15 protein-coding genes are annotated in these 21,410 nt (G+C 50.8%); 12 read left to right on the top strand and 3 right to left on the bottom strand.

The window, feature by feature from the left end:
- Positions 1-491 precede the first annotated feature (491 nt).
- The 6 genes from BOC67_RS05345 to eboC all read left to right on the top strand — a co-directional run bounded on the left by BOC67_RS05345 (position 492) and on the right by eboC (position 10,586).
- Positions 492-3,734 (top strand): TonB-dependent receptor, encoded by a 3,243-nt coding sequence (locus BOC67_RS05345; protein WP_291908077.1) that lies wholly within the window; start codon positions 492-494, stop codon positions 3,732-3,734.
- Between the two features lie 30 nt (positions 3,735-3,764).
- Positions 3,765-5,555, top strand: coding sequence for a RagB/SusD family nutrient uptake outer membrane protein (locus BOC67_RS05340; RefSeq protein ID WP_291908076.1), 1,791 nt, complete (start codon positions 3,765-3,767; stop codon positions 5,553-5,555).
- A 110-nt stretch (positions 5,556-5,665) separates the two neighbouring features.
- Positions 5,666-7,180, top strand: a complete 1,515-nt coding sequence (locus BOC67_RS05335) for an FG-GAP-like repeat-containing protein (protein ID WP_291908075.1) — start codon at positions 5,666-5,668, stop codon at positions 7,178-7,180.
- Positions 7,181-7,696: 516 nt separating this feature from the next.
- On the top strand, positions 7,697-8,593 hold the full coding sequence (locus BOC67_RS05330) for an EboA domain-containing protein (RefSeq protein ID WP_291908074.1): 897 nt from the start codon (positions 7,697-7,699) through the stop codon (positions 8,591-8,593).
- A 120-nt stretch (positions 8,594-8,713) separates the two neighbouring features.
- Positions 8,714-9,613 carry a TatD family hydrolase gene (locus BOC67_RS05325; RefSeq protein WP_291908073.1) on the top strand — a complete coding sequence of 300 codons (900 nt, stop codon included), beginning with the start codon at positions 8,714-8,716 and terminating at the stop codon, positions 9,611-9,613.
- A gap of 94 nt (positions 9,614-9,707) precedes the next feature.
- The gene (eboC, locus tag BOC67_RS05320; protein WP_291908072.1) at positions 9,708-10,586 is read left to right on the top strand and encodes a UbiA-like protein EboC; all 879 of its coding nucleotides are present in this window, start codon (positions 9,708-9,710) and stop codon (positions 10,584-10,586) included.
- 53 nt (positions 10,587-10,639) lie between these two features.
- On the opposite strand, the gene BOC67_RS05315 is transcribed toward eboC, so the two are convergent.
- A complete protein-coding gene (locus tag BOC67_RS05315) occupies positions 10,640-12,619 on the bottom strand; it encodes a tetratricopeptide repeat-containing sensor histidine kinase (protein WP_291908071.1) in 1,980 nt (659 codons plus the stop codon).
- Positions 12,620-12,900: 281 nt separating this feature from the next.
- Between BOC67_RS05315 and BOC67_RS05310 the strand changes: the two genes are divergently transcribed.
- From BOC67_RS05310 to BOC67_RS05290, 5 genes are all read left to right on the top strand, one after another.
- The gene (locus BOC67_RS05310; RefSeq protein ID WP_291908070.1) at positions 12,901-14,055 is read left to right on the top strand and encodes a 3-dehydroquinate synthase; all 1,155 of its coding nucleotides are present in this window, start codon (positions 12,901-12,903) and stop codon (positions 14,053-14,055) included.
- Positions 14,056-14,065: 10 nt separating this feature from the next.
- Positions 14,066-15,280 carry a metabolite traffic protein EboE gene (gene eboE / locus BOC67_RS05305; RefSeq protein ID WP_291908069.1) on the top strand — a complete coding sequence of 405 codons (1,215 nt, stop codon included), beginning with the start codon at positions 14,066-14,068 and terminating at the stop codon, positions 15,278-15,280.
- Positions 15,281-15,328: 48 nt separating this feature from the next.
- Positions 15,329-16,693 carry an alkaline phosphatase family protein gene (locus BOC67_RS05300; protein WP_291908068.1) on the top strand — a complete coding sequence of 455 codons (1,365 nt, stop codon included), beginning with the start codon at positions 15,329-15,331 and terminating at the stop codon, positions 16,691-16,693.
- A gap of 166 nt (positions 16,694-16,859) precedes the next feature.
- Positions 16,860-18,194: a Gfo/Idh/MocA family oxidoreductase gene (locus tag BOC67_RS05295; RefSeq protein ID WP_291908067.1), complete on the top strand. Its 1,335-nt coding sequence runs from the start codon at positions 16,860-16,862 to the stop codon at positions 18,192-18,194.
- 219 nt (positions 18,195-18,413) lie between these two features.
- Complete coding sequence (locus tag BOC67_RS05290) at positions 18,414-19,205, top strand: sulfite exporter TauE/SafE family protein (protein WP_291908066.1); 792 nt, start codon at positions 18,414-18,416, stop codon at positions 19,203-19,205.
- A 3-nt stretch (positions 19,206-19,208) separates the two neighbouring features.
- Here BOC67_RS05290 and BOC67_RS05285 read toward each other — a convergent pair whose 3' ends face one another.
- Both BOC67_RS05285 and BOC67_RS05280 read right to left on the bottom strand, forming a co-directional pair.
- Entirely contained in the window at positions 19,209-19,565 is a 357-nt protein-coding gene (locus BOC67_RS05285; protein WP_291908065.1) for an MmcQ/YjbR family DNA-binding protein, read from the bottom strand.
- Between the two features lie 316 nt (positions 19,566-19,881).
- Positions 19,882-20,388, bottom strand: coding sequence for a hypothetical protein (locus tag BOC67_RS05280; protein ID WP_291908064.1), 507 nt, complete (start codon positions 20,386-20,388; stop codon positions 19,882-19,884).
- Between the two features lie 228 nt (positions 20,389-20,616).
- On the opposite strand from BOC67_RS05280, the gene BOC67_RS05275 reads away from it, so the two are divergent.
- Positions 20,617-21,354, top strand: coding sequence for a DUF4382 domain-containing protein (locus BOC67_RS05275; RefSeq protein WP_291908063.1), 738 nt, complete (start codon positions 20,617-20,619; stop codon positions 21,352-21,354).
- Positions 21,355-21,410: the final 56 nt, after the last annotated feature.

Below are 21,410 nucleotides of genomic sequence, written 5' to 3'. Positions count from 1 at the left end.
ATCGGCGACTTCTCTGCTCCAGTTCATCAATTTCAAAAATGGACTCAAAATTTCAAAGATCAAACATGCTTTATCTTTTTAATAGCACAACACGTTATATTTATAAATTAGTTGCGAAGAACTTATAAAATTCCACGTGAGAACCAAAATCTGTGTTGAGATAGAAAGATTAATAGCGCGTACTTCTCACATTTATTAATTTTTATTTTTTGTTATTCTGATTTCATTTTAAAAAAAGACACTGTTTGTTTTTATATGAGCTGAATTAGTATTGGTTTTACATAACGCTATGTATTGCCTGCCCCCTTATTGCACAGTTATATTTTAGCTGTCATCTACTCAATATGATATGCTTACTGGTGCTGCATCCTGCCAGGAAGCAACGGCATCCTTTTGCCCATATTTTACCGCATATCCGGTAGATGACGGTGTGATATAAGACAGGTACTCTATTTCTTAATTTTTCTTAAACGTCACCCTTAAACCACGTTATGAAAAAACATTTTTACCAGGCGCTGGCCGTTTTATGCGGCTTATTGCTATTGTTGCTCGGTACTAACGTTTACGCACAAACGAAGATAACAGGGAAGGTTACTGATAAAGCTTCAGGAAATCCCCTGCCCGGCGTAACAATAGTTGTGAAAGGTACCAACAGAGGTACAGCCACCGATCCTAACGGTTCCTTTACCCTCCAGGCAAAACCCGGAGATGTACTGGTAGCCTCATTTGTAGGCTACGACCCGCAGGAAGTGGCAGTAGGCAACGGGCCCGTTGCCATCGTGCTCGCCGAAAAAGTAGGCTCATTGGAAGAAGTGGTAGTAACCGGTTATGCCAGCCAGAAAAAGAAAGATCTGACAGGCGCCGTAGCCGTAGTACGTGTGGATAACCTCACCAAACAACCTACCGCACAAATCTCCAATCAGCTGCAAGGCCAGGTATCCGGTATCACCGTACTGGGTACAGGTCAGCCCGGCCAGGAACCACAGGTGCAGGTGCGCGGTGTGAATACCTTCGGTAACAACACCCCGCTCTATATCGTAGATGGTGTGCCAATTAAAAGTCTGGTCGACATCAACCCGAACGATGTGGCTACCATGCAGGTGCTGAAAGACGCCGGCGCTGCCTCCATTTATGGCGCCCGCGCTGCAAACGGCGTTGTGGTAATCACCACCAAAAGAGGTACCGGCCGCGTTAAAGTATCCTATGATGGCTACTACGGCCGCCAGGTGCCTAAAGGCGGAAACGTCTATAACCACGCCAACCCTACCGAACAGGGCCAGCTGATTTGGACCGCCATCAAAAATACCAACGAAAGAAGCCCTGCCAACCAACAGCTGAAACTGGAAGATGCGCAGTATGGCTCCGGCCCTAATCCAGTTGTCCCCGATTATATCGCGCCTGCCGGTAAAATGGAAGGCGACCCCGCGGTAGACCCGTCCAAGTATTTTGTAAATCCTTATTACAAAAACCCGGACGATGTGGATAAATTCTATCGCATCTCCAAAGCAAATAAAGAAGGTACTGACTGGTTCCACGAAATTTTCAATCCGGCGCCTATCACCAGCCACAACCTTTCTGTTGCCGGTGGTGGCGATATCGGAAGCTACTATGTTTCCTTCTATTATTTTAATCAGCAGGGCACGCTCATGAACACCTATAACAAACGTTATGCGGTGCGCGCCAACTCCAGCTTCAATATTACGGATCATATCCGCGTAGGTCAAAACCTGGAATACTCCCTTATCGATAACCCGCAGATCGGTATCCTGCAGGAAGGTAGCGGTATAGGTATGGCCTTCCGTGAAATGACCATCATACCGGTATATGATATCATGGGTAACTATGCCGGCTCCGGCTCCAAAGGCCTCGGTAACTCCCGCAACCCGGTTGCCATCCAGGATCGCTTCGGCAGAACCAAAACGCTGGCAAACAGGCTGCTGGGTAACGTTTACGGAGAGGCGGACATCCTTCGCCTGTTCACCTTCAGGACATCCTTCGGGGGAGAAATCTATTCCTTCGATAACAACAACTTCACGCTGCCTGAATATGAAAACGCGGAAAACAACCGTGTGAACTCCTATACGGAAACAACCGGTAACGGTTATGACTGGACCTGGACCAACACCCTCACTTTCCATAAAAACTTCAATAACAAACACGATGTGAAAGTGCTGCTGGGTACAGAAGCATACGATGAATGGAACTACGGTTTAACCGGTACCACTACCGATTACTTTACCTTCGATCCTGACTACGCTTCACTCAGCACCGGTACCGGTTCGCCAACCAACGGCAGCTTCAAAAACTCCAACAGCCTCTGGTCCCTGTTCGCAAGAGTGGACTACGCTTTTGCTGATAAATACCTGATCGGCGCCCTGATCCGCCGGGATGGTTCCTCCCGCTTCGGTTCCAACAACAGGTACGGTAACTTCCCTGCGGTATCCGCTGCATGGCGCGTTTCACAGGAAGGCTTCATGAAGGATGTATCCTGGATCACCGACCTGAAACTGCGTGGCGGTTATGGTATCATGGGTAACCAGATCAACGTGGACCCTATGAACGTGTTCAATACCTATAACTTCAACAGGGCTTCCACCTTCTACCCGATGAACGGAAGCACCATCGTGAAAGGCTTCTACCAGGATCGTATCGGTAACCCGGATGCGAAATGGGAAAGTAACGTTAACTCCAACATCGGTATCGATGCGACCCTCTTCAAAGGTAAACTGGAATTCACGATCGACTATTACCAGAAAACAGTGAAGGACCTCCTCTATAACCCTGAACTGGCCGGCGTGTACGGCGCTGCCATTGTGCCTTACTCCAACGTGGCCAAAATGCGTAACAAGGGTATAGACCTCAACATCACCACCAAGCTGAATCTCGGAAAAGACCTGCAGCTGGATGCGACAGGTACCTTTACTTCCTATAACAACGAAATCCTCGCTGTATCCAACGGCGCTAACTACTTCGATGCGGAACAACGCCGCTTCGGCAGCCCGATCATCCGCAACCAGGTGGGCCGCTCTATTTCCGAATTCTACGGCTACCAGATCGTAGGCTTCTGGAACTCACAGGAAGAAGTGAATAAGGCCAACGAAGATGCGCAGAAGAAATATCCTGGTCTGGACGAATACCAGAAAGACGCTGCCCTCGGCCGCTTCAGGTACGCGGATATCAATGGCGACGGTAAAGTGGACGTGGACGACAGAACTTTCCTCGGTGCGCCTACGCCTAAATTCAGCTATGGCCTGAACATCGGTTTGACCTACAAACAATTCGACTTCAGCATGTTCCTCTACGGCGTGTCCGGCAACAAGATCTGGAACCAGATTAAATGGTGGACAGACTTCTACGGTTCATTCGCCGGTGCAAAAAGTAAAGATGCGGTGTACAACAGCTGGACGCCGGAAAACCATAATGCTAAGCTGCCGGTACAGGAAACCAAAGGGTTTGAAAGTACTTCCAACGTACCTAACTCTTATTTCGTGGAAAACGGTTCCTACCTGCGCGCTAAAAACATGCAGTTGGGCTACACCCTGCCAACGCATATCCTGAAAGGTATCGGCGTAAGCAAATTCAGAGCATATGTACAGGCTGCGAACGTATTTACTATCACTAAATACTCTGGCGTGGATCCGGAAATCACCGGTTCAACCACTGCATTCGGTATTGATGAAGGCGCCTATCCAAATCAGCGCCAGTACATCATCGGTGTAAATGTGACTTTCTGATAGCATTATTCAACTAGCAAAACTAAAGAGATGAAAATAATCAAATATTCAGGTGTAACATTATTGCTGGCTGCCGCTATGCTCGCCGCCTGCAAAAAGAGCTTCCTGGAACGTCCGCCATATGCTGCATTGGGAGGAGACCTGGTTGCTAATAAGGACGGTGTTAACTTTTTACTGATAGGCGCCTATGCAGCGCTCGATGGTCAGGCTCCTGATAATAACGCGCTCGGCGGCGGTGGCTCCGGCTGGATGGCTTCCCCTACCAACTGGGTTTACGGCAGCGTGGCCGGCGGCGATGCGCACAAAGGCTCTGAAAGCCCTGACCAGCCGGACATCAATACCATTGCTACCGGCCAGCACTCCACTACCAATACTTACTTCAATGCCAAGTGGAAAGCAGTTTTCGAAGGCGTTACCCGTTGCAACAACACCCTCAAATTCATGAAGGATGCAAAGGACATGACGGCCGATGAAAAAACACAGGTAGAAGCGGAAGCCCGTTTCCTCCGCGGCCACTATTATTTTGAACTGAAAAAAATGTTCAATAAAGTGCCCTGGATCAGCGATTCCACTACCGATGTATTACAGCCGAATAACGTGGACATCTGGCCAAACATCGTGGCCGACTTCACCTTTGCCAAAGATCACCTGCCGCCTACACAATCCAACGTAGGCCGCGCCAATAAATGGGCCGCGCAGATCTACCTGGCAAAATCCCTGCTGTATCAAAAGAAATATGCAGAAGCATTACCGCTCTTCCAGGACGCTATTGCTAACGGTAATACCTCCAACGGTAAAAAGTACGCTTTGGAAGACGACTTCCAGCGCAACTTCAACGCTGCTTATAAAAATGGTCCTGAATCTGTATTCGCGATCCAGATGACGGCTAACGATGGTACCAACTCCATCACCAACGCCAATGCCGGCGATATGCTGAACTACCCGTATAACAGTCCTTTCGGCTGCTGCGGTTTCTTCCAGCCTACGCAGGAACTGGTGAACTCCTACCGTACCAGCGCTGCCGGCTTACCTTTTGTAGATACCTACAACCAGCCGGCTAACGTGGTGAAAAACGACATGGGCGTACGCGCCGATGATCCGTTTACACCGGATGCCGGTTTCCTGGATCCGCGGTTAGACTGGACGGTAGGCCGCCGTGGCGTGCCTTATCACGACTGGGGCCTGCACCCGGGCGCTGCCTGGGTACGCGACCAGAAGAGTGGCGGACCTTATGCCGGTAAAAAAATGATCTACTGGCAGTTTAACCAGAGCATATACAAGGATTCCCACTCCTGGGCGCCTGGCTCTGCAATCAACGTAGTGCTGATCCGCTTTGCCGATGTACTCCTCATGGCGGCAGAATGCGCAGTGGAAACCAATAACCTGACCCTTGCTGAAAACCTGGTAAACCAGGTGCGCGGCCGCATCGCCGATCATCCGGAATACTGGCTGCATAAATATCTCGATGATTCCAAGCCGATGGATGGCTTCTCTACCACACAGTTGGCAGCGAATTACAAAATCAGCAGGTATCCTACCGGCACCTTTACCTCCCAGGACGTAGCCCGCAAATACGTGTACTTCGAACGTAAGCTGGAGCTGGCAACAGAAGGGCACCGCTTCTTTGATGTCAGCCGCTGGGGCGATATTGGCGTGGAGCTGATGAAGCGTTTCTATGATTACGAAAGTACCATTACCACCGACCTCGTAGGCGCCAACTACAAGAAAGGCCGTAATGAATACTTCCCGATCCCGCAGCGCCAGCGCGACCTCTCTATCAAAAATGGAAAATCCGTCCTGGATCAAAACGACGGATACTAATTGTTTCATACTTGCCTGTCACAAAATGAAATGCAGCGGACTTAGTGCCGCTGCATTCATTTTTTACCCGCTTATTTCCTTATTTTAGATGCAGTTGAAAATTATTCCTCATGTCAGCGCAACCAATGTCTATCAGAAAAGGCCTGCTCTATAGTTCCTTCGTTTTTGCTTCCATTATTTCCCTTGCGGTGAGCTGCCATGCGCCCACCCGCGACGAACAGGCCAAAGCCCTGGCTGATAAACATTGCGGCAGCTGTCATATGCCCGTATCCCCCGCATTGCTGGATTCCGCCACCTGGAACGATCATGTGCTGCCGGCAATGGCACAGCGTGCAGGCATCCGGGTATGGAACGAAACCAGTTACTATCCGCCCATGGCGGGCGACCCGGCCCCCATAATCCCCTTTAAGGAGTGGATGGAGATAGTAGGCTATTACCAAAGGAACGCGCCCCGGCAGTTGGCGCCCGCTAAACCGCCTGTGGCCCTCCGGCACGATTGGTCAGGATTCCGCATGGGCGCGCCGCACGTTACCGATACCACTACCACCTCTACGGTGCTGGTGGCGGCAGATAGCGCAGGGAATATATATACGGCCGATGCGTACGAAAATACGCTTACCAGGTGGGATACGTCACTGAAGAAAAGTGGCAGCTGGAAAACCCATTCTCCCGTTGTGGATATCGCCTTCCGGGGCCCGGCCCTGGCACGTATTACCCAGATCGGCGATATGAGGGCCGTGGATAAACCCAGCGGCATTATCAGTGATCTGAACCTGGAAAGCAGCGATATCAGGGATGTACAGCCCTACCTGCAACGCCCTGTTCAGACCATCGCAGCGGATTTTGATAAGGATGGTCAGGTGGAGATGATCACCTGCGCGTTTGGACATCATACGGGAGGGTTAATTTACCTGAAGCCAAATGCCGATGGAAAATACCAGGAAAAAGCACTGATGGAGCTGCCAGGTGCTACCAAAGCAATTGCTGCGGATTTTAACCGGGACGGCTGGACGGACCTCATGGTACTCTTTGCGGCCGGCGAAGAGGGGATATGGCTCTTCGAAAATGACAAAAAAGGCGGCTTTTCCTCCAAAAACCTGTTGAAATTTCCGCCGGTCTACGGCTCTACCAGTTTTCAGCTGGCAGATTTCAACGGAGATGGAAAGCTGGATATCCTCTATACCTGCGGCGATAATGCGGATTATTCCATCGTCTTAAAACCTTACCACGGCGTTTACATTTTCCTCAACGAAGGCAATGATCAGTATAAACAAGCCTGGTTTTATCCCGTTAACGGCTGTACGAAAGCCATTGCTGCCGACTTCGATCAGGACGGTGCGCTGGATATTGCCACCATCGCATTTTTCGCAGACCTGGAAAATAATCCCGGGGAGAAATTCATTCTCTTCAAAGGAAATAAAAACAAAATGCAGTTCACGCCATATGCGCCGCCAATTGAAAAAGAAGGCCACTGGATGACGATGGAAGCCGCTGATATTGATAAGGACGGGGACCTGGACCTCTTACTAGGTAACTATGCTAAAGGCTTTATCGTACAGGAACAATATAAACCTAACTGGAAGGAGTATCAGCCTTTTATCGTGCTTTTCAATACCCTTCGTTAACATAAATTATCACAAAAAATCGCAGAGAGATTTGGTGGGAAAATAGAATAATCTGTATATTACACCCGTATTTATCTTCCTAGACCATTAAAGTAACTGCCGGGCATCTTTGTGAGAGGAATTTTTCACACAGATGGTTTTGATCGTCGTCGTTCTTGTTTTTTGCCCGTTTCTCATAATTGTTATACCTGTAAAGACATCCTCAGCCCGTCACTGTCGATGTCCGGTTAAGATATCCTGATGAATAATCAGGCTTTAGAATGGCGGAAGGAGAGGCATTATTGCCTCTCTTTTATTTTTTGGGGGAAATTTTACCTGCCCGCCGCTCCATGTGACCGTTTACAGCCACAGCTCCCCAATTTTGTATGAATTTTGAATACCTGCGCAAATACCGGAACAGGGGCCCCGTCCAGCCTGGTAACCATCCATCATATTTTACCGCCGGTATAGTATAAATCCCGTGTAACTGGTTAATTTTAGACTGGATTTTTATTACACTATATAAACAGGCTTGAAGTGACCGCATATGTATTTGACCACGAACATGTAAAAACGTTATTAGGTCAACTCATCCGAGAACAGGAAAATGCACGCGCCGGCGAATGGCTGCAACAACGCCGGGAACTACAGCAAACAACCTGGTCCACCCGGGATTTTTTGCAGACTTTTACCGCCATGCCGCGGTTTACAGGCAAGCAGCCGGTGAAACCCAATGCAGATATACAATTGGCGCTGGAAAAAGCCATACCCGGATTCTTCGTATATGGCTGGACGTTAGACCGGCTCGCAAGGGTCTGGTGGATGCTTTTTATACCCGCTACTGATAAATCGTTTTACATCAGCCAGGTGGAAGCCCTCTTCAACGGGGCGGAAATGAATGAGCTGGCGGCCCTTTACAGCGCGCTCCCCGTGCTGGCCTACCCGGAAGAATGGATCGCCCGCACGGCGGACGGCATCCGTTCCAACATCGCGCCCGTGCAGGAAGCCATCATGCTGCAGAATCCTTATCCCGCCCGTTACCTGCCGGAAGCGGCCTGGAACCAGCTGGTGATGAAAGCCATTTTTACAGATAAACCACTGGACCGGATACAAGGCCTCCGGGAAAGGGCAAACGCCGCACTGGCAGCCATTATCACGGATTTTGCCCACGAAAGGCAGGCCGCCGGCAGGCCGGTGAACCCGCTCCAATGGCAACTGCTGACCCACTTCCTCACCGAAGCCAATTTCGCGGACATAACACGTCTGTGGCACTCGGCCTACAACGTGGAAAAAGAGGCCGCCGCCCTCGTGTGCTACTATAGCAATTACCCGCCGGCAAAGGAACTGCTGGCCTCCGCTCCCTACCTGGCCGATGAAATTAAAGCCGGTACGCTGAGCTGGGATAAAGTAGCCCATACCGTCTATATGACATAACTTTTTTGCCAACTATATTTCATCTTAAATCCAATTTTTATGTGCGGAATTCATGACTTAACAGAACAGGACCTTCAGCCACTGGCCCAATCTCCGGCATATCTTGATAAGATTAGGGGGATGAAATTTTTTGATCCTCACGTACACATGACCTCGAGGACGACGGACGATTACCAGGCCATGGCAGATGCCGGCGTGGTAGCCATTATAGAACCCGCCTTCTGGCTCGGGCAGCCGCGTACAGGCGTCGATTCCTTCCGCGATTACTTTTCCAGCCTCGTTGGATGGGAACGGTTCCGCTCCTCCCAGTTCGGGATTAAACACTACTGCACCATCGGCCTCAATTCAAAGGAAGCCAACAACGAAAAACTGGCCGAAGCCGTAATGGAAATCCTCCCGCAGTTCATCTACAAGGAAGGAGTGGTAGGCGTCGGCGAAATCGGGTTCGACGACCAGACGGCCCTGGAAGAAAAGTACTACCGCGCCCAGCTGGATCTGGCCAGGGAAGCCAACCTGCCGGTACAAATCCATACGCCTCACCGGGATAAAAAGCAGGGAACCCGCCGCAGTATGGACATCGCCATCGAACACGGACTGGACCCGGCCATGGTAATCGTGGACCATAACAACGAGGAAACCGTCAAAGAAGTGCTGGACCGCGGATTCTGGGCGGCGTTTACCATCTACCCGTTCACTAAAATGGGAAATGAAAGAATGGTTCAGGTCGTAAAACAATACGGCAGCGAAAGGATTATGATCAATTCCGCCGCCGACTGGGGCATCAGCGACCCGCTCGCAGTGCCCAAAACCGCAGCGCTCATGCACGAAAGTGGTATTGACTTGAATGACATTCATTTGGTAACTTACAAGAACGCACTGACAGCCTTCGCTCAGAGTGGACAAATTAATGAATCAGATTTCGGAGTTGTCACGGATCAAAGTGAAAAATTTAATGGTAGTAGCGTGTTAAGAGGTGGACAACAACCAAGAATTAATAAGAATACGACCATCATCCGTTAGGCGCTGTATGTACTGTTGTACAAGCCCGAAACCATGAAAACCTCATATCAAAGTGAGTTATATTGCTAGTAAATTGACTGGATACCTGCGCCTGATGCGACCAGCTAATATCATTACAGCCATCGCAGATGTTTTAGCAGGGGTAGCCATTTCGGGCTATTTCCTAAACGAAACTTTTGACAGCGTTACACTGGAAAGCATACTCCCCGTAATTTGCCTCTGCCTCGCCGCAGCCGGACTTTACGGAGGTGGCGTAGTGTTTAACGATGTGTTCGACGCGAAGCTGGATGCAGTGGAACGCCCGGAACGGCCTATCCCAAGCGGTACCATTTCCATCGCCCAGGCCATCGTGCTGGGCGCCTACCTGCTCCTCGTGGGCATACTCGGCGCCTTTTCGGTAGGACACCTTACCGGCGCGCCCGGCTGGCTCGCCATCGCCATTACCATCGCTGCCCTCGTGTATAATAAATGGGGCAAGCATCATCCCATCTGGGGCCCTGTAAACATGGGCCTTTGCAGGGGTTTTAATCTGCTCCTGGGGATCAGTATCATACCCGCCGCCCTGACCCAATACTGGTGGATGGGAATCATTCCCGTCATCTATATTGCTGCCATCACGAATATCAGTCGCGGTGAAGTACACGGCGGCAACACCCGCAGCCTGAAGATCAGCGCACTCGGCTATGCCGTTGTCTACGTGGCCATGATCGTATTGGCCATACACCAGGAACGCCTGTGGAGGGCATTGCCCTTCATCCTCCTGTTTATGTTTATGATCAACAGCCCCCTGATGAAAGCCATGAAGGAACCATCAGGGCCTAATATCGGGAAAGCCGTAAAAGGAGGGATTCTGGCGCTTATTGCCATGAATGCCGCATGGGTGGCCGCGTTTGCACAGATGCCATTTGCCATGGCAGTACTGCTGCTGTTGCCGGTTTCCCTGGGGCTAGGCAAACTGTTTTCCATCACCTGATTTTTTGTCCCGCGGAGTGGGCATGACCATGCCGCTTCGCGGGATAATATACACTACTTCGCCAGCTGCATCGGGATAATATTAAAGGCAATATAGGCCGTAGTGCCTCGCCCCGCCGAGGCGTCAATATCCAGGTTGCCATTCAGCGCTTTAATACGGCTGTAGAGGTTTCTCAATCCCATGCCCTGGTGCAGTTCCGGCTGGTGCTGAAACCCAATGCCATTATCTTCCACCGTAATGGACAACGTATGCTCTTCCTGCATCAGCTGCACCAGCGCTGCAGTAGCGCGGGAATGCTTGATGATATTGTTGATCAGCTCCTGAACGATCCGGTACACGGATAATTCAAAACTGGCATTGTAACGTTTTACCTGCCCGGTGCTTTCATACGTGATTTGCAGCCTCCGGCTATGACTCACATTGCGGCAATAAAATCCCAACGCTTCCGATAAGCCAACCCTGGAAAGGATTTCTGGCATCAGGTTATGCGCCGTTTTACGCACTTCCACCACCGCGTCGTCCAGCATGCTCATGGCATGTAAAAAGCCGGCGTCCTCCTTCAGGTAAGGCCGCTCGTGGCGTAGCGCGCTGAAATGCAGCTTCACTGCGGATAACAAACCGCCTACGCCATCGTGCAAATCCTTGGCAAGCCGCGTCCGCTCCCGCTCTTCGCCCTGCATCATGGCTTCCAGTACCTGCACGGTACGCTCTGCCTCCATGGTCTGCAACTGTTGTAATTGCAGCCGGTGGCGGTGTTGCAGCTTCAGCCAGTAAATAATAGCAGGGATCATAAGGAGAATAAAACCTGCGATACCAAAAAGTATCCACCTGTTTTTACGGTGCAATTCCAGGTGCATGTTGGCCACCTGCAATTTTTTTTCGGCGAGGTTTTTCTCCTGCCTGGCCGTAGCATAGCGGGATTCCAGCTGCTGCACACTGCTGCGTGTCGTATTGCCCATTAAGGAATCATGCAGTTTTTCGTATTGCTTGCGCAGGGCAAGCGCCTGCGCCGGCCGGCCAGTAGCCGCTTTCAGGTCGGAAGCTACCAGGTATGACTTGCGTAGTTCATCTCCCGCCAGGTAGGCCTTGCTCAGTGAAATAGCTTTGTCTATATAGGTTTCCGCCAGGTGGTATTTCCCCGATTTAAACAGTTCATTGCCATATCCCAGGTGGATGTTAATCAGGTAATCCGGTGCGGGATAAGCTTTGGTGATTGCCATGGCCTGTTGAAACAAGGCAATGGAACCCTCATGTTCCCCTTGCTCGGAGAGCAAAGACGCCAGGTTGATGGTCCCGTCCAGCACAAGGGTACTGTCGCCCAACTCTCTGCCGAGTTGTATCACCCGCCGGTAATTAGCGGCCGCCTCTTCATACCGCTTCAGTTTGGCCTGGGAAACTCCCAGGATGCTGTATGCGGCAGCCTGGCGCCTTTTGCCTTTCCTGTGTGCTGCAAACTGGTAGGCCTTTTGGGCATACTCGAGGCCTTTGTGATAATCGCCCAGCTGTATAAACACGGATGCCAGGTTAGTGATGATGGCATTGGATTGCAGGCTGTCGCCCCTGCTGTCGGCTATTTCCAGGGCAGCCAGGTATTGGTCCGCCGCCGCCTTGAAATTGCTCACCTGCTGGTATTCGTTGCCCATGAAGTTGTGGACATTGATAATACCATTGGTATCCTTAATCTGGTAATAGATTTTTTCCGCCTGCTGCAGCAGATATAACCCTTTCATGTACTCGCCCCGGAGGTCCGTCAGGTACATGTAGTACAAGGTGAAATCGGCCACGCCCTGATGGTATCCCAGCTGGATACTCAGCGCCAGGGCGGCTTTCATCACCTTTTCGGCCTTTTGCAGACTGTCCGGCACCAGCGCTTCGCCCAGCAGCAGGTAGGTATTTACTTTTTCAATATTGGGAGGCAGTTTATCCAATCGCTGATACAGACTGTCCTTACGGGACAACGTTTGCGCCGCAGCTGTGAATCTTAACAGCGGCAGTACCAGGAAAGGGATGACCAGAAACAACTTTCGGTACATAGCGAATAGCGGTTTGGGGAAAAGGTTTCCTTTACAGTAACAATTTAATCCAGGGGCCTGTAAGCAGGTTTACAGGGAAACAAATTTGCTGCTTTTTAAGTGCATCTGCAAGGGTGTTGGGATGAGCGGCGAATGCCCTGCATACGTATATTTCCCCTTTATTTTCCCGCAACCCGCCACAGTGCGCTAATTTGCCACCCATCTGTTCGTTTAGGTAGAAATACGGATTTTTATGTACATTTAAAGGATAACTTTTCAGATAGAATGTAAGAGGATTAGCCATGGAATATTTACTGCAGAATTTTAATGTCAACTTTCACTACCAGGTACACTTTACCTCCCAGCTTTTTAACCCGGAGAACAACTGTTTGAGAGCATACCTGGAAGCCCAGGCGGTAAATACCCACCTGAAAAAAATACTCGTGGTGCTGGACCAGGGCATGGCCGCGCATCACCAGGCATTGCCGCAGCAGATAGCGGCCTACCTCAAAACCATTAAAGGCTTTGAGCCGGCTCCTGAAATATTGACAATAGCAGGGGGAGAAGCCGTGAAAAATGATATGCCACTGTTCCTCAACCTGGTAAACGCCATCGATAAATATAAGATTGACCGCCACTCTTACCTGGTAGGCATCGGCGGGGGCTCCCTGCTGGACCTCGTTGGTTTCGTGGCCGCCGTGTCGCACCGCGGCGTCAAACATATCCGCATCCCTACCACCGTGCTGTCCCAAAACGATTCCGGCATCGGCGTCAAAAACGGCATCAACTTTAACGGGAAGAAGAACTTCCTGGGCGCTTTTGCTCCGCCCCAGGCCGTTTTTAACGACAGCCGCTTCCTGACCACGCTGGAAAAGCGGGACTGGAACTCCGGTATGGTAGAAGCGGTAAAGGTGGCGCTGATCAAGGATGCCGCATTTTTTGAGTGGATGGAATCCCGTGCAAAGGCGCTCAGCGATGGTAATATGGAAGATATGCAGCAGCTCATCTACCGCTGCGCGGCATTGCACATGCAGCATATCGGCAACGGCGGAGATCCGTTTGAAAGCGGCTCATCCAGGCCGCTGGACTTCGGGCATTGGAGCGCCCATAAGCTGGAACAGCTCACCAACTTCGCCCTCCGCCATGGAGAGGCCGTGTCCATCGGGGTGGCGCTCGACAGCGTGTATTCGTACCTGATAGGGTGGCTGGCCGAGAGCGACATGTTGCGGATCATCGCCGTGCTTAAAAACATGCAACTCCCTATCTGGCACCCGTTGCTGGAAAGGCAGGGTGGGGCGGAGTCCCCTGTCATAGCAGGACTCGAAGAGTTCCGCGAACACCTGGGCGGGAGGCTCACGATATCTCTCCTCAAAAAAATAGGACAGGGAGAAGATGTACACGAATTGAACCTGGACAGGCTGTACGAAGCGGCAGCCATCACTAAATCCTTGCAATAAACACTATCACATGCAAACAGCTTTTGGTCACCTGACCTACTGTTCCAACATACATCCCGGCGAAACCTGGAGCGCGCATTTCCAACAGCTGCAACAACATATACCGGTAGTAAAGCAACAGGTATCGCCCGGCAAACCTTTTGGCATCGGGTTGCGACTGGCTAACACCGCCAGCCTCGAACTGGCCAGGGAAGAAAACCTGCGCGCCTTCCAGCAATGGCTGCAGGCAAACGACTGTTATGTTTTTACCATGAACGGGTTTCCGTATGGCGGGTTTCATAACACCGTGGTGAAGGACCAGGTGCATGCGCCAGACTGGACCAGCCCGGACCGGGTGGCCTACACCATCCGCCTCTTCCGGCTGCTGGCCACCTTACTGCCCTACGGTCACGAAGGAGGCATCTCTACTTCCCCGCTCAGCTACAAATTCTGGTGCAACCGTTGTGAAGAGGAAAAGCATTCCGTCATGGAAAGCGCTACCCTCAATATCCTGCTGGTGGTGGAGCACCTGGTGCGCATCCGCCGTAGCGGCGGCCCCTTGCTCCACCTGGACATAGAGCCGGAGCCGGATGGATTACTGGAAAATACCGCGGAGTATATGGACTGGTACCTCCACCAGCTGCTGCCGGCAGGCATACCTTTCCTGCAGGATAAATTCAGGTTGGATGAAGCCACGGCAGCCGGGTTTATCAAGGACCATGTTCAACTCTGTTACGATGTTTGCCACTTCGCCCTGGAATACGAACAGCCCGCGGCAGTACTGGATAAGCTAAGTGCGTACGGGCTCAAAGTAGGGAAGGTTCAGATCAGCGCCGCGCTGAAAGCTGACCTGCCAACGGAAACGGATAAACGAAAAAAAATCATCGAAGCATTTCGCCAGTTCGAAGAACCGGTTTATCTTCATCAGGTGATTGCCCGCACTGCGGCAGGCGGATTGATACACTATCCCGATTTGCCGCAGGCCTTTGCTGATGCAGATAATAGCAAAGTGGCAGAATGGCGTTCTCACTTCCATGTGCCGGTGTTCCTGGAAAGCTATGATCCGCTTTCCTCCACACAGGCCGATATCAAAGCGGTACTGGCCCTGCAAAAGAAGGAACCCTTTACACAACACCTGGAAGTTGAAACCTATACCTGGGACGTGTTGCCCGCACCATTAAAAGACAATATTGATATTTCCATTTCCAGGGAATTGCAATGGGTATTGCAACAACTGGATGATTGATAACCGAATAACAGCATTACGCCACATTAAGCAATGGCTAACGCATCTATGAAAAAGACAGTAGTAATCGATGTCGTAGGGCTTTCTGCATCCCTGCTCGAACACATGCCTTTCCTGAAGGCTTATACCGGCACGCGCCATGTGACCACCATTCAGCCTATGCTGCCGGCAGTAACAACAGCGGTACAAAGCACGTATCTCACCGGCCAGTGGCCCGCCGAACACGGCATCGTGGGAAACGGCTGGTACGACCGCACGGACGCCGAAATCAAATTCTGGAAGCAATCCAACCGCCTGGTAGACGCTCCCAAGATCTGGGACAAAGCCAGGCAGCTCAATCCGTCCTTCACGGTTTCGCAAATGTGCTGGTGGTATAACATGTACGCCAATGTGGATTACTCCCTGACCCCAAGGCCCAATTACCTGCAGGACGGCCGCAAAATACCGGATTGCTATACCACGCCGGCGGACCTGCGGGACTACCTCCGCGAAAAACTGGGAACGTTCCCATTGTTTAACTACTGGGGACCCACCGCCAGCATTGTTTCTTCTCAATACATTGCAGACGCGTCCATCCTCACGGATCAGCGCTACAATCCAACCATGACCTTCATCTACCTGCCTCACCTGGATTACTGCCTGCAGAAATTCGGTCAGGATATGGAAAAGAATAAAAAGGAAATCCTGGAAATAGATGCAGTGGTGAAACAGCTGGTGGAATACTACCAGCAGCAAAACGCCGCCATCATTATCCTCTCCGAATATGGTATTTCCAATGCCAGCAATCCCATCGATATCAACCGTATCCTCCGCAGGGAAGGGTTGCTTGCGATCCGGGAAGAGCGCGGACTGGAGCTGCTGGATGCAGGCGCTTCCAAAGCCTTTGCAGTGGCAGATCACCAGGTAGCGCATATTTATGTGAACGACCCTGCCGCCTATAAAAAAGTACGGAGCTTGCTGGAAGCCCATCCTGATATTGAGCTCGTGCTCGACCGGGAAGGCAAACGGCAGCATCAGCTGCATCACCCCCGTAGCGGCGAACTGGTGGCCGTTGCAGCGCCTGGCAGCTGGTTTACCTATTACTACTGGCTGGATGATAAAAAAGCGCCGGATTTTGCCCGTACCGTTGAAATATTTAAGAAACCTGGCTATGATCCGGTGGAGATGTTCATGGACCCGAAGGACCCGCTGATCAAGCTGAAGGCAGCGTTTAAAGTGCTGAAAAAGAAACTGGGCTTCCGTTATGTCATGAATGTTATCCCGCTGGATGCATCCCTGATAAAAGGCTCCCATGGCCGGCTGGAAGCCGATCCATCCCTGCACCCGCTGATCATTACCAACGAGCCTGTCGGAAAGCCGTCCATACTTGCTACCGAGGTGTACCAGGTGATGTGGAATCATTTGTTGGGTTAAGTATCCGGAACCAGGGAAGTTGCTCAATAGCCGGAATCATTCATCCGGCAACTCCTGCATCGCTATCAATATCATCCGCCTCGCCGCCGGTCATAAAAAATCCCGGACAGCAGATTATTTGTATATTTTCAAGCAACCGATTGCCGAAATAAAATACACTGTCGTTATGAAAAGAAGGGATTTCGTTAAAACCGGCGCTGCTGCCGGCATTGGCGCAGGGCTTACCTATCTCAATTTTCCCGTCTTCGGGAAGCAGGCCCCCAGCAACAAAATCGTGGTAGGCGTAATGGGCGTCAACTCACGGGGCAACTGGCTGGCGCAACTGATCACCAAACAACCCAATGCGGAAGTAGGCTACATCTGCGATGTGGAGGACGGCGCCATTGCCAAAGGCCTCAAGGCCGTCGCAGGCGGGCAGCAGCGTGTGCCCACGGTCGAAAAGGACATCCGCCGGCTTTTGCAACGAAAGGATTTTGACGCCCTGATGGTAGCCGCGCCGGACCACTGGCATGCGCCTGCTGGCATCATGGCCGCCGCTGCGGGCAAGCACGTCTATGTGGAAAAGCCCTGTGCCCACAATCCCCGGGAAGGCGAGCTGTTGGTAGCCGCCGGCGTCAGGTACGGCCGCCACATCCAAATGGGGAACCAGCGCCGTTCCTGGCCTAATATGCAACAGGCTGCGGCAGATGTAAAAGCCGGTATGATCGGCAACGTGTATTACGGGCGCGCCTGGTATGTGAATAACCGCAAGCCCATCGGCATTGGTAAAAAAACGCCTGTTCCCGCTACGCTCAACTGGGACCTCTGGCAGGGGCCCGCGCCGCGCAGGGATTTCCTGGATAATATCGTGCATTACGACTGGCATTGGCGCTGGCACTGGGGCACCTCCGAAACCTGCAACAACGCCACGCACGAACTGGATTGCCTCCGCTGGATGATGGACCTCGGCTATCCGACAAAAGTAACTTCCGCCGGCGGGCGCTATGCCTATCCGCCGGACGACTGGGAAACCCCCGATACCCAAACCGTGAATTTCGAATTTGAAGGCGGTAAATCCGTTACCTGGGAAGGCCGGAGCTGTCACCCCTTCAACCTGGAAGGAAGCGGCCGCGGATTCGCCGTATTTGGCAGCAAAGGGGCCTTGTACTGCAACGGCAGCGATGCCTACAAAATCCTGGACAATGATAACAAGGTAGTGAAGGAAGTAAAACAACAGGAACCGCCTACCCGTAACGTCACCAATACAGTCAGCCCGGCCGGGGAATACCTGGATGGCCTGCATGTGCATAACTTCCTGTCCGCCATCCGCGGGGAAGGGAATTTAAACTCGCCCATCACCGAAGGCTACCGCAGTACGTTGCTATGCCTGCTGGCCAATATCGCACAGCGCGCCGGCCGCGTTTTACACACCGACCCGGCCAATGGCCACATCCTCGCGGACGATGGCGCGATGAAACTATGGTCCCGCGATTATGAAAAAGGCTGGGCGCCGAAAGTATAGCGCTTTACCCATGTTGCCTGCCATCGCAGGATGGCAGTTTTTTTATCCCCGCAATCCGATAAAACTCTTATCCCTATTCTGTTTATAGACTAAAAATAAATATAATAAATAGTTATTGGCCATAACTTTTAGTTATTGCTTTTATTTCTTTAAGGAATGTGGTTGGCCTACATTTGTGGTGCCTGTAATTTTATTTTTAAGCGAACCAACCACCATATTTTGGAATTTTTGTTACAACAAACGCAGTACCTGCCGGTATTGGTCATTGGCCTTATTGTAGGCTACCTTTCCGGCTTGCTTGGCAAAGGAGGCAGCGCCATCAGTACGCCGGCGCTGCAGATCTTCGCGGGCGTTAATCCGTTCTTTGCGCTGGCATCCCCGCTGCCGGCTTCTATCACCAGCACGCTTTCTGCCACAGCGGTATATCGGAAAGAAAAATTATTCAATGCGCGGGTCATTTTGCTCAGCGCCGTAATGGCGGTGCCTGCCACTATCGCGGGCTCGTGGTGCAGTAGTTTTCTGCCGGGGAAAACGCTGATGATACTGACCGCAGTATTCATCATGGGCATTGGCGTCTCCCTGTTATACTCTTTTATGAAAAAGACAAAAATGGAAGAGGGTACGGTAGCGGCTGCGGAAGAGGCGCCTGCGGTAAAACTGTTGGGAGCAGCAATGGGCATAGGTTTGCTGGCAGGACTGCTGGCCAATGCCGGCGGTATATTATTCAGCACTTTCTTCATTAAAAAGCTGAAAATGCCTATCAAGCAGGCATTGGCCTGTGCAGTAGTATTGTCGGCCATCCTTTCCGTACCGGGTGCGCTCACGCACTGGTGGCTGGGGCATATCGACTGGAACATCGCGCTGCTGCTGTCGCTAACGGCATTCCCTGCTTCTTATCTGGGCGCAAAAACGGCGGTGAAAATGAAAACACCCACGCTGGAAAAACTATTCGCGGTCACACTGATCATCTTCGGTGTGTACGATATATTTTTTACCATCTTCGGGAAATAACCATTACGCGCTCGCGTGATGATTCTGAATACTTTGCTTTTCCGCTTCTGTTAAGGTATTAAACACCAGTTCATACGCCTTTTGCAGGTATTCCTCCAACTCGGAATCCGGCAGGGTATCATTCTGTTTCAACTGTACCCAGTGATAACGGGCCAGGTGCGGCGCCGGCACAATGCCCGGCTTGCAGATCAGCTTGTGAAACTGCGCAGGCACGCATTTGAAGGATATCCTGTGCGGCTCCTCCATGGATAGCATAGCAAATAATTTTTCTCCTACGAATAAACGCAGTTCATTGTCCCACTTTACTTCGGTGGTTACGGCTGGTAGTGATTGGCAGAATGCCAGGGTGTTGTCAAACATAGCAGCAGGTTTTATACGCCATAAAATAGTTAATCAATCAGTCATAACGGACTTAAAGGCTAACGAAAGAACACATATGCAAACACTTTACATATGTGCATGACTCCCCCTGAACGGATTCATCAGGAGCGTGCTGTCAAGTTATATAGGTAAATAGATTGGAACTGCGTTATAAAAATACGAAATAAAATCTCTAAAAATCATAGGTAATAAAATCTTCAGAAATTTTTAATAAGGTAACCCCGGCGCCCTCAAAAACAAAGGGACCAGCGTTGTGACCGCTGATCCCCTGCTGAATATGCTGTTTACAATTTGATTAGTGCCCGTGGCCATGGCCTTTCCCATTCCCGTGGTTGCCCTTATTGCCTTTCCCCGGGTTGCCGTGATTCCCGTTATTTCCCTTGTTGCCCCTGCCATTCACTTTGTAATACTTCGGATCGTCACTGTCCCGGATGATTACCTGCTTACCGAAATGATTTTTGTATTTGCCATATTTACTGCGGTAATAGTCAGGTCTCAACCATGGATCCCGGTCGTTTACCACCACTTTGTACCCCCTGTATATGTCGTAGTGGTAGCTGGGCGGCAGGGCATTGGCAAACACCCACTTGTTGCCCTGCAAATAAATATACTGACGTTGCGGAATGGAGTAGTAGGCATCTATATCCGGAAAATAATAGTAATTCACATAATCATAACCTACCGGCCCCCAAAGCGGCTGACTTCCTATGTTCACGTTAATATTTACCTGTGCATTGGCAGTGCGGGTAGTAAACACGCCCAATGAAAAAAACATGACCAGGAAGAATAATCCCTTTTTCATAAGTTTTTCGTTTAAATGAACTTATGCCAAAACAATGCCAGCCATTTACCCCCGGATAAGCCATGCATGAACATGAATTTTAATGTTATATGGAAAGAAGATAGTTTTATATTAAATTTGTTCGCCATGTAAAAGGGGCATACATTTTGTTAAAATTATTAAAAAATTAACCGTACACATGAGAAATCGAATCACGGCCGCGCTGACGGCCTCGCCGCAACTGTTCTATTGTTTTCCTCCTGCTCAAAAAATGAGGATACCAAATCAGGCACATCAAAATTCAGCGTATATCTTACCGATGCGCCTTCTCCTTACGACAAAGTGAATGTGGATATCCAGGACGTAATGGTGAACACCACTACAGATACCGCTAAAGGCTGGGTCTCCCTCCACATGATCAAACCGGGCGTTTATAACCTGCTCGACTTCGCCAATGGCATTGATACCCTGCTTGCTTCCTATGATATTCCTGCCGGTAAAATTTCACAGGTTCGCCTCGTACTTGGCAGCAACAACAGCGTAGTAATCGGCGCTAACACCTATCCGCTGGAAACGCCTTCCGCACAGCAATCCGGCCTGAAACTGAACGTAAACGCCGACCTGGTTGCCGGCGTGGAATACCGCCTCTGGCTGGATTTTGACGCTAACAGGTCAGTTGTAACGACCGGCAACGGCAAATACATCCTGAAACCGGTTATCCGCACTTATACGGAAGCTACCAGCGGTTCCATCGCAGGTATCGTGCTGCCGCCATTATCCTCCAAAGGCGTTTTCATCTTACAGAATACAGATACCGTGGCTGCCGCCATTCCTGACGCTACCGGCGCATTCCTCGTAGCTGGTCTGAACGCAGGCGCCTACAACGTAGCCGTAGCCGGCAATGGCATCCTGAAAGATACCACCCTGCTCAATGTAAATGTGACTGTAGGAAAAGTGACCACCGTTGGCACTGTGACCCTCCACTAACCATAATGCATAAACGATAAAAAACAGAAAAGCCGCTTCCGGTTGGAGGCGGCTTT

Source organism: Chitinophaga sp. CB10 (assembly GCA_001870995.2).
Classification (GTDB): Bacteria; Bacteroidota; Bacteroidia; order Chitinophagales; family Chitinophagaceae; genus Chitinophaga.
Note: the sequence above shows the minus strand (reverse complement) of the source record. Positions and strands in the feature narration are given on the sequence as shown.

Excerpts from the sequence above, each read along its gene's own strand:
- BOC67_RS05345 (WP_291908077.1), top strand. The coding sequence starts at position 492 with ATGAAAAAACATTTTTACCAGGCGCTGGCCGTTTTATGCGGCTTATTG.
- BOC67_RS05340 (WP_291908076.1), top strand. The coding sequence starts at position 3,765 with ATGAAAATAATCAAATATTCAGGTGTAACATTATTGCTGGCTGCCGCT.
- BOC67_RS05335 (WP_291908075.1), top strand. The coding sequence starts at position 5,666 with ATGTCAGCGCAACCAATGTCTATCAGAAAAGGCCTGCTCTATAGTTCC.
- BOC67_RS05325 (WP_291908073.1), top strand. The coding sequence starts at position 8,714 with ATGAAATTTTTTGATCCTCACGTACACATGACCTCGAGGACGACGGAC.
- eboC (WP_291908072.1), top strand. The coding sequence starts at position 9,708 with ATGCGACCAGCTAATATCATTACAGCCATCGCAGATGTTTTAGCAGGG.
- BOC67_RS05315 (WP_291908071.1), bottom strand. The coding sequence starts at position 12,619 with ATGTACCGAAAGTTGTTTCTGGTCATCCCTTTCCTGGTACTGCCGCTG.
- BOC67_RS05310 (WP_291908070.1), top strand. The coding sequence starts at position 12,901 with ATGGAATATTTACTGCAGAATTTTAATGTCAACTTTCACTACCAGGTA.
- eboE (WP_291908069.1), top strand. The coding sequence starts at position 14,066 with ATGCAAACAGCTTTTGGTCACCTGACCTACTGTTCCAACATACATCCC.
- BOC67_RS05300 (WP_291908068.1), top strand. The coding sequence starts at position 15,329 with ATGAAAAAGACAGTAGTAATCGATGTCGTAGGGCTTTCTGCATCCCTG.
- BOC67_RS05295 (WP_291908067.1), top strand. The coding sequence starts at position 16,860 with ATGAAAAGAAGGGATTTCGTTAAAACCGGCGCTGCTGCCGGCATTGGC.
- BOC67_RS05285 (WP_291908065.1), bottom strand. The coding sequence starts at position 19,565 with ATGTTTGACAACACCCTGGCATTCTGCCAATCACTACCAGCCGTAACC.
- BOC67_RS05280 (WP_291908064.1), bottom strand. The coding sequence starts at position 20,388 with ATGAAAAAGGGATTATTCTTCCTGGTCATGTTTTTTTCATTGGGCGTG.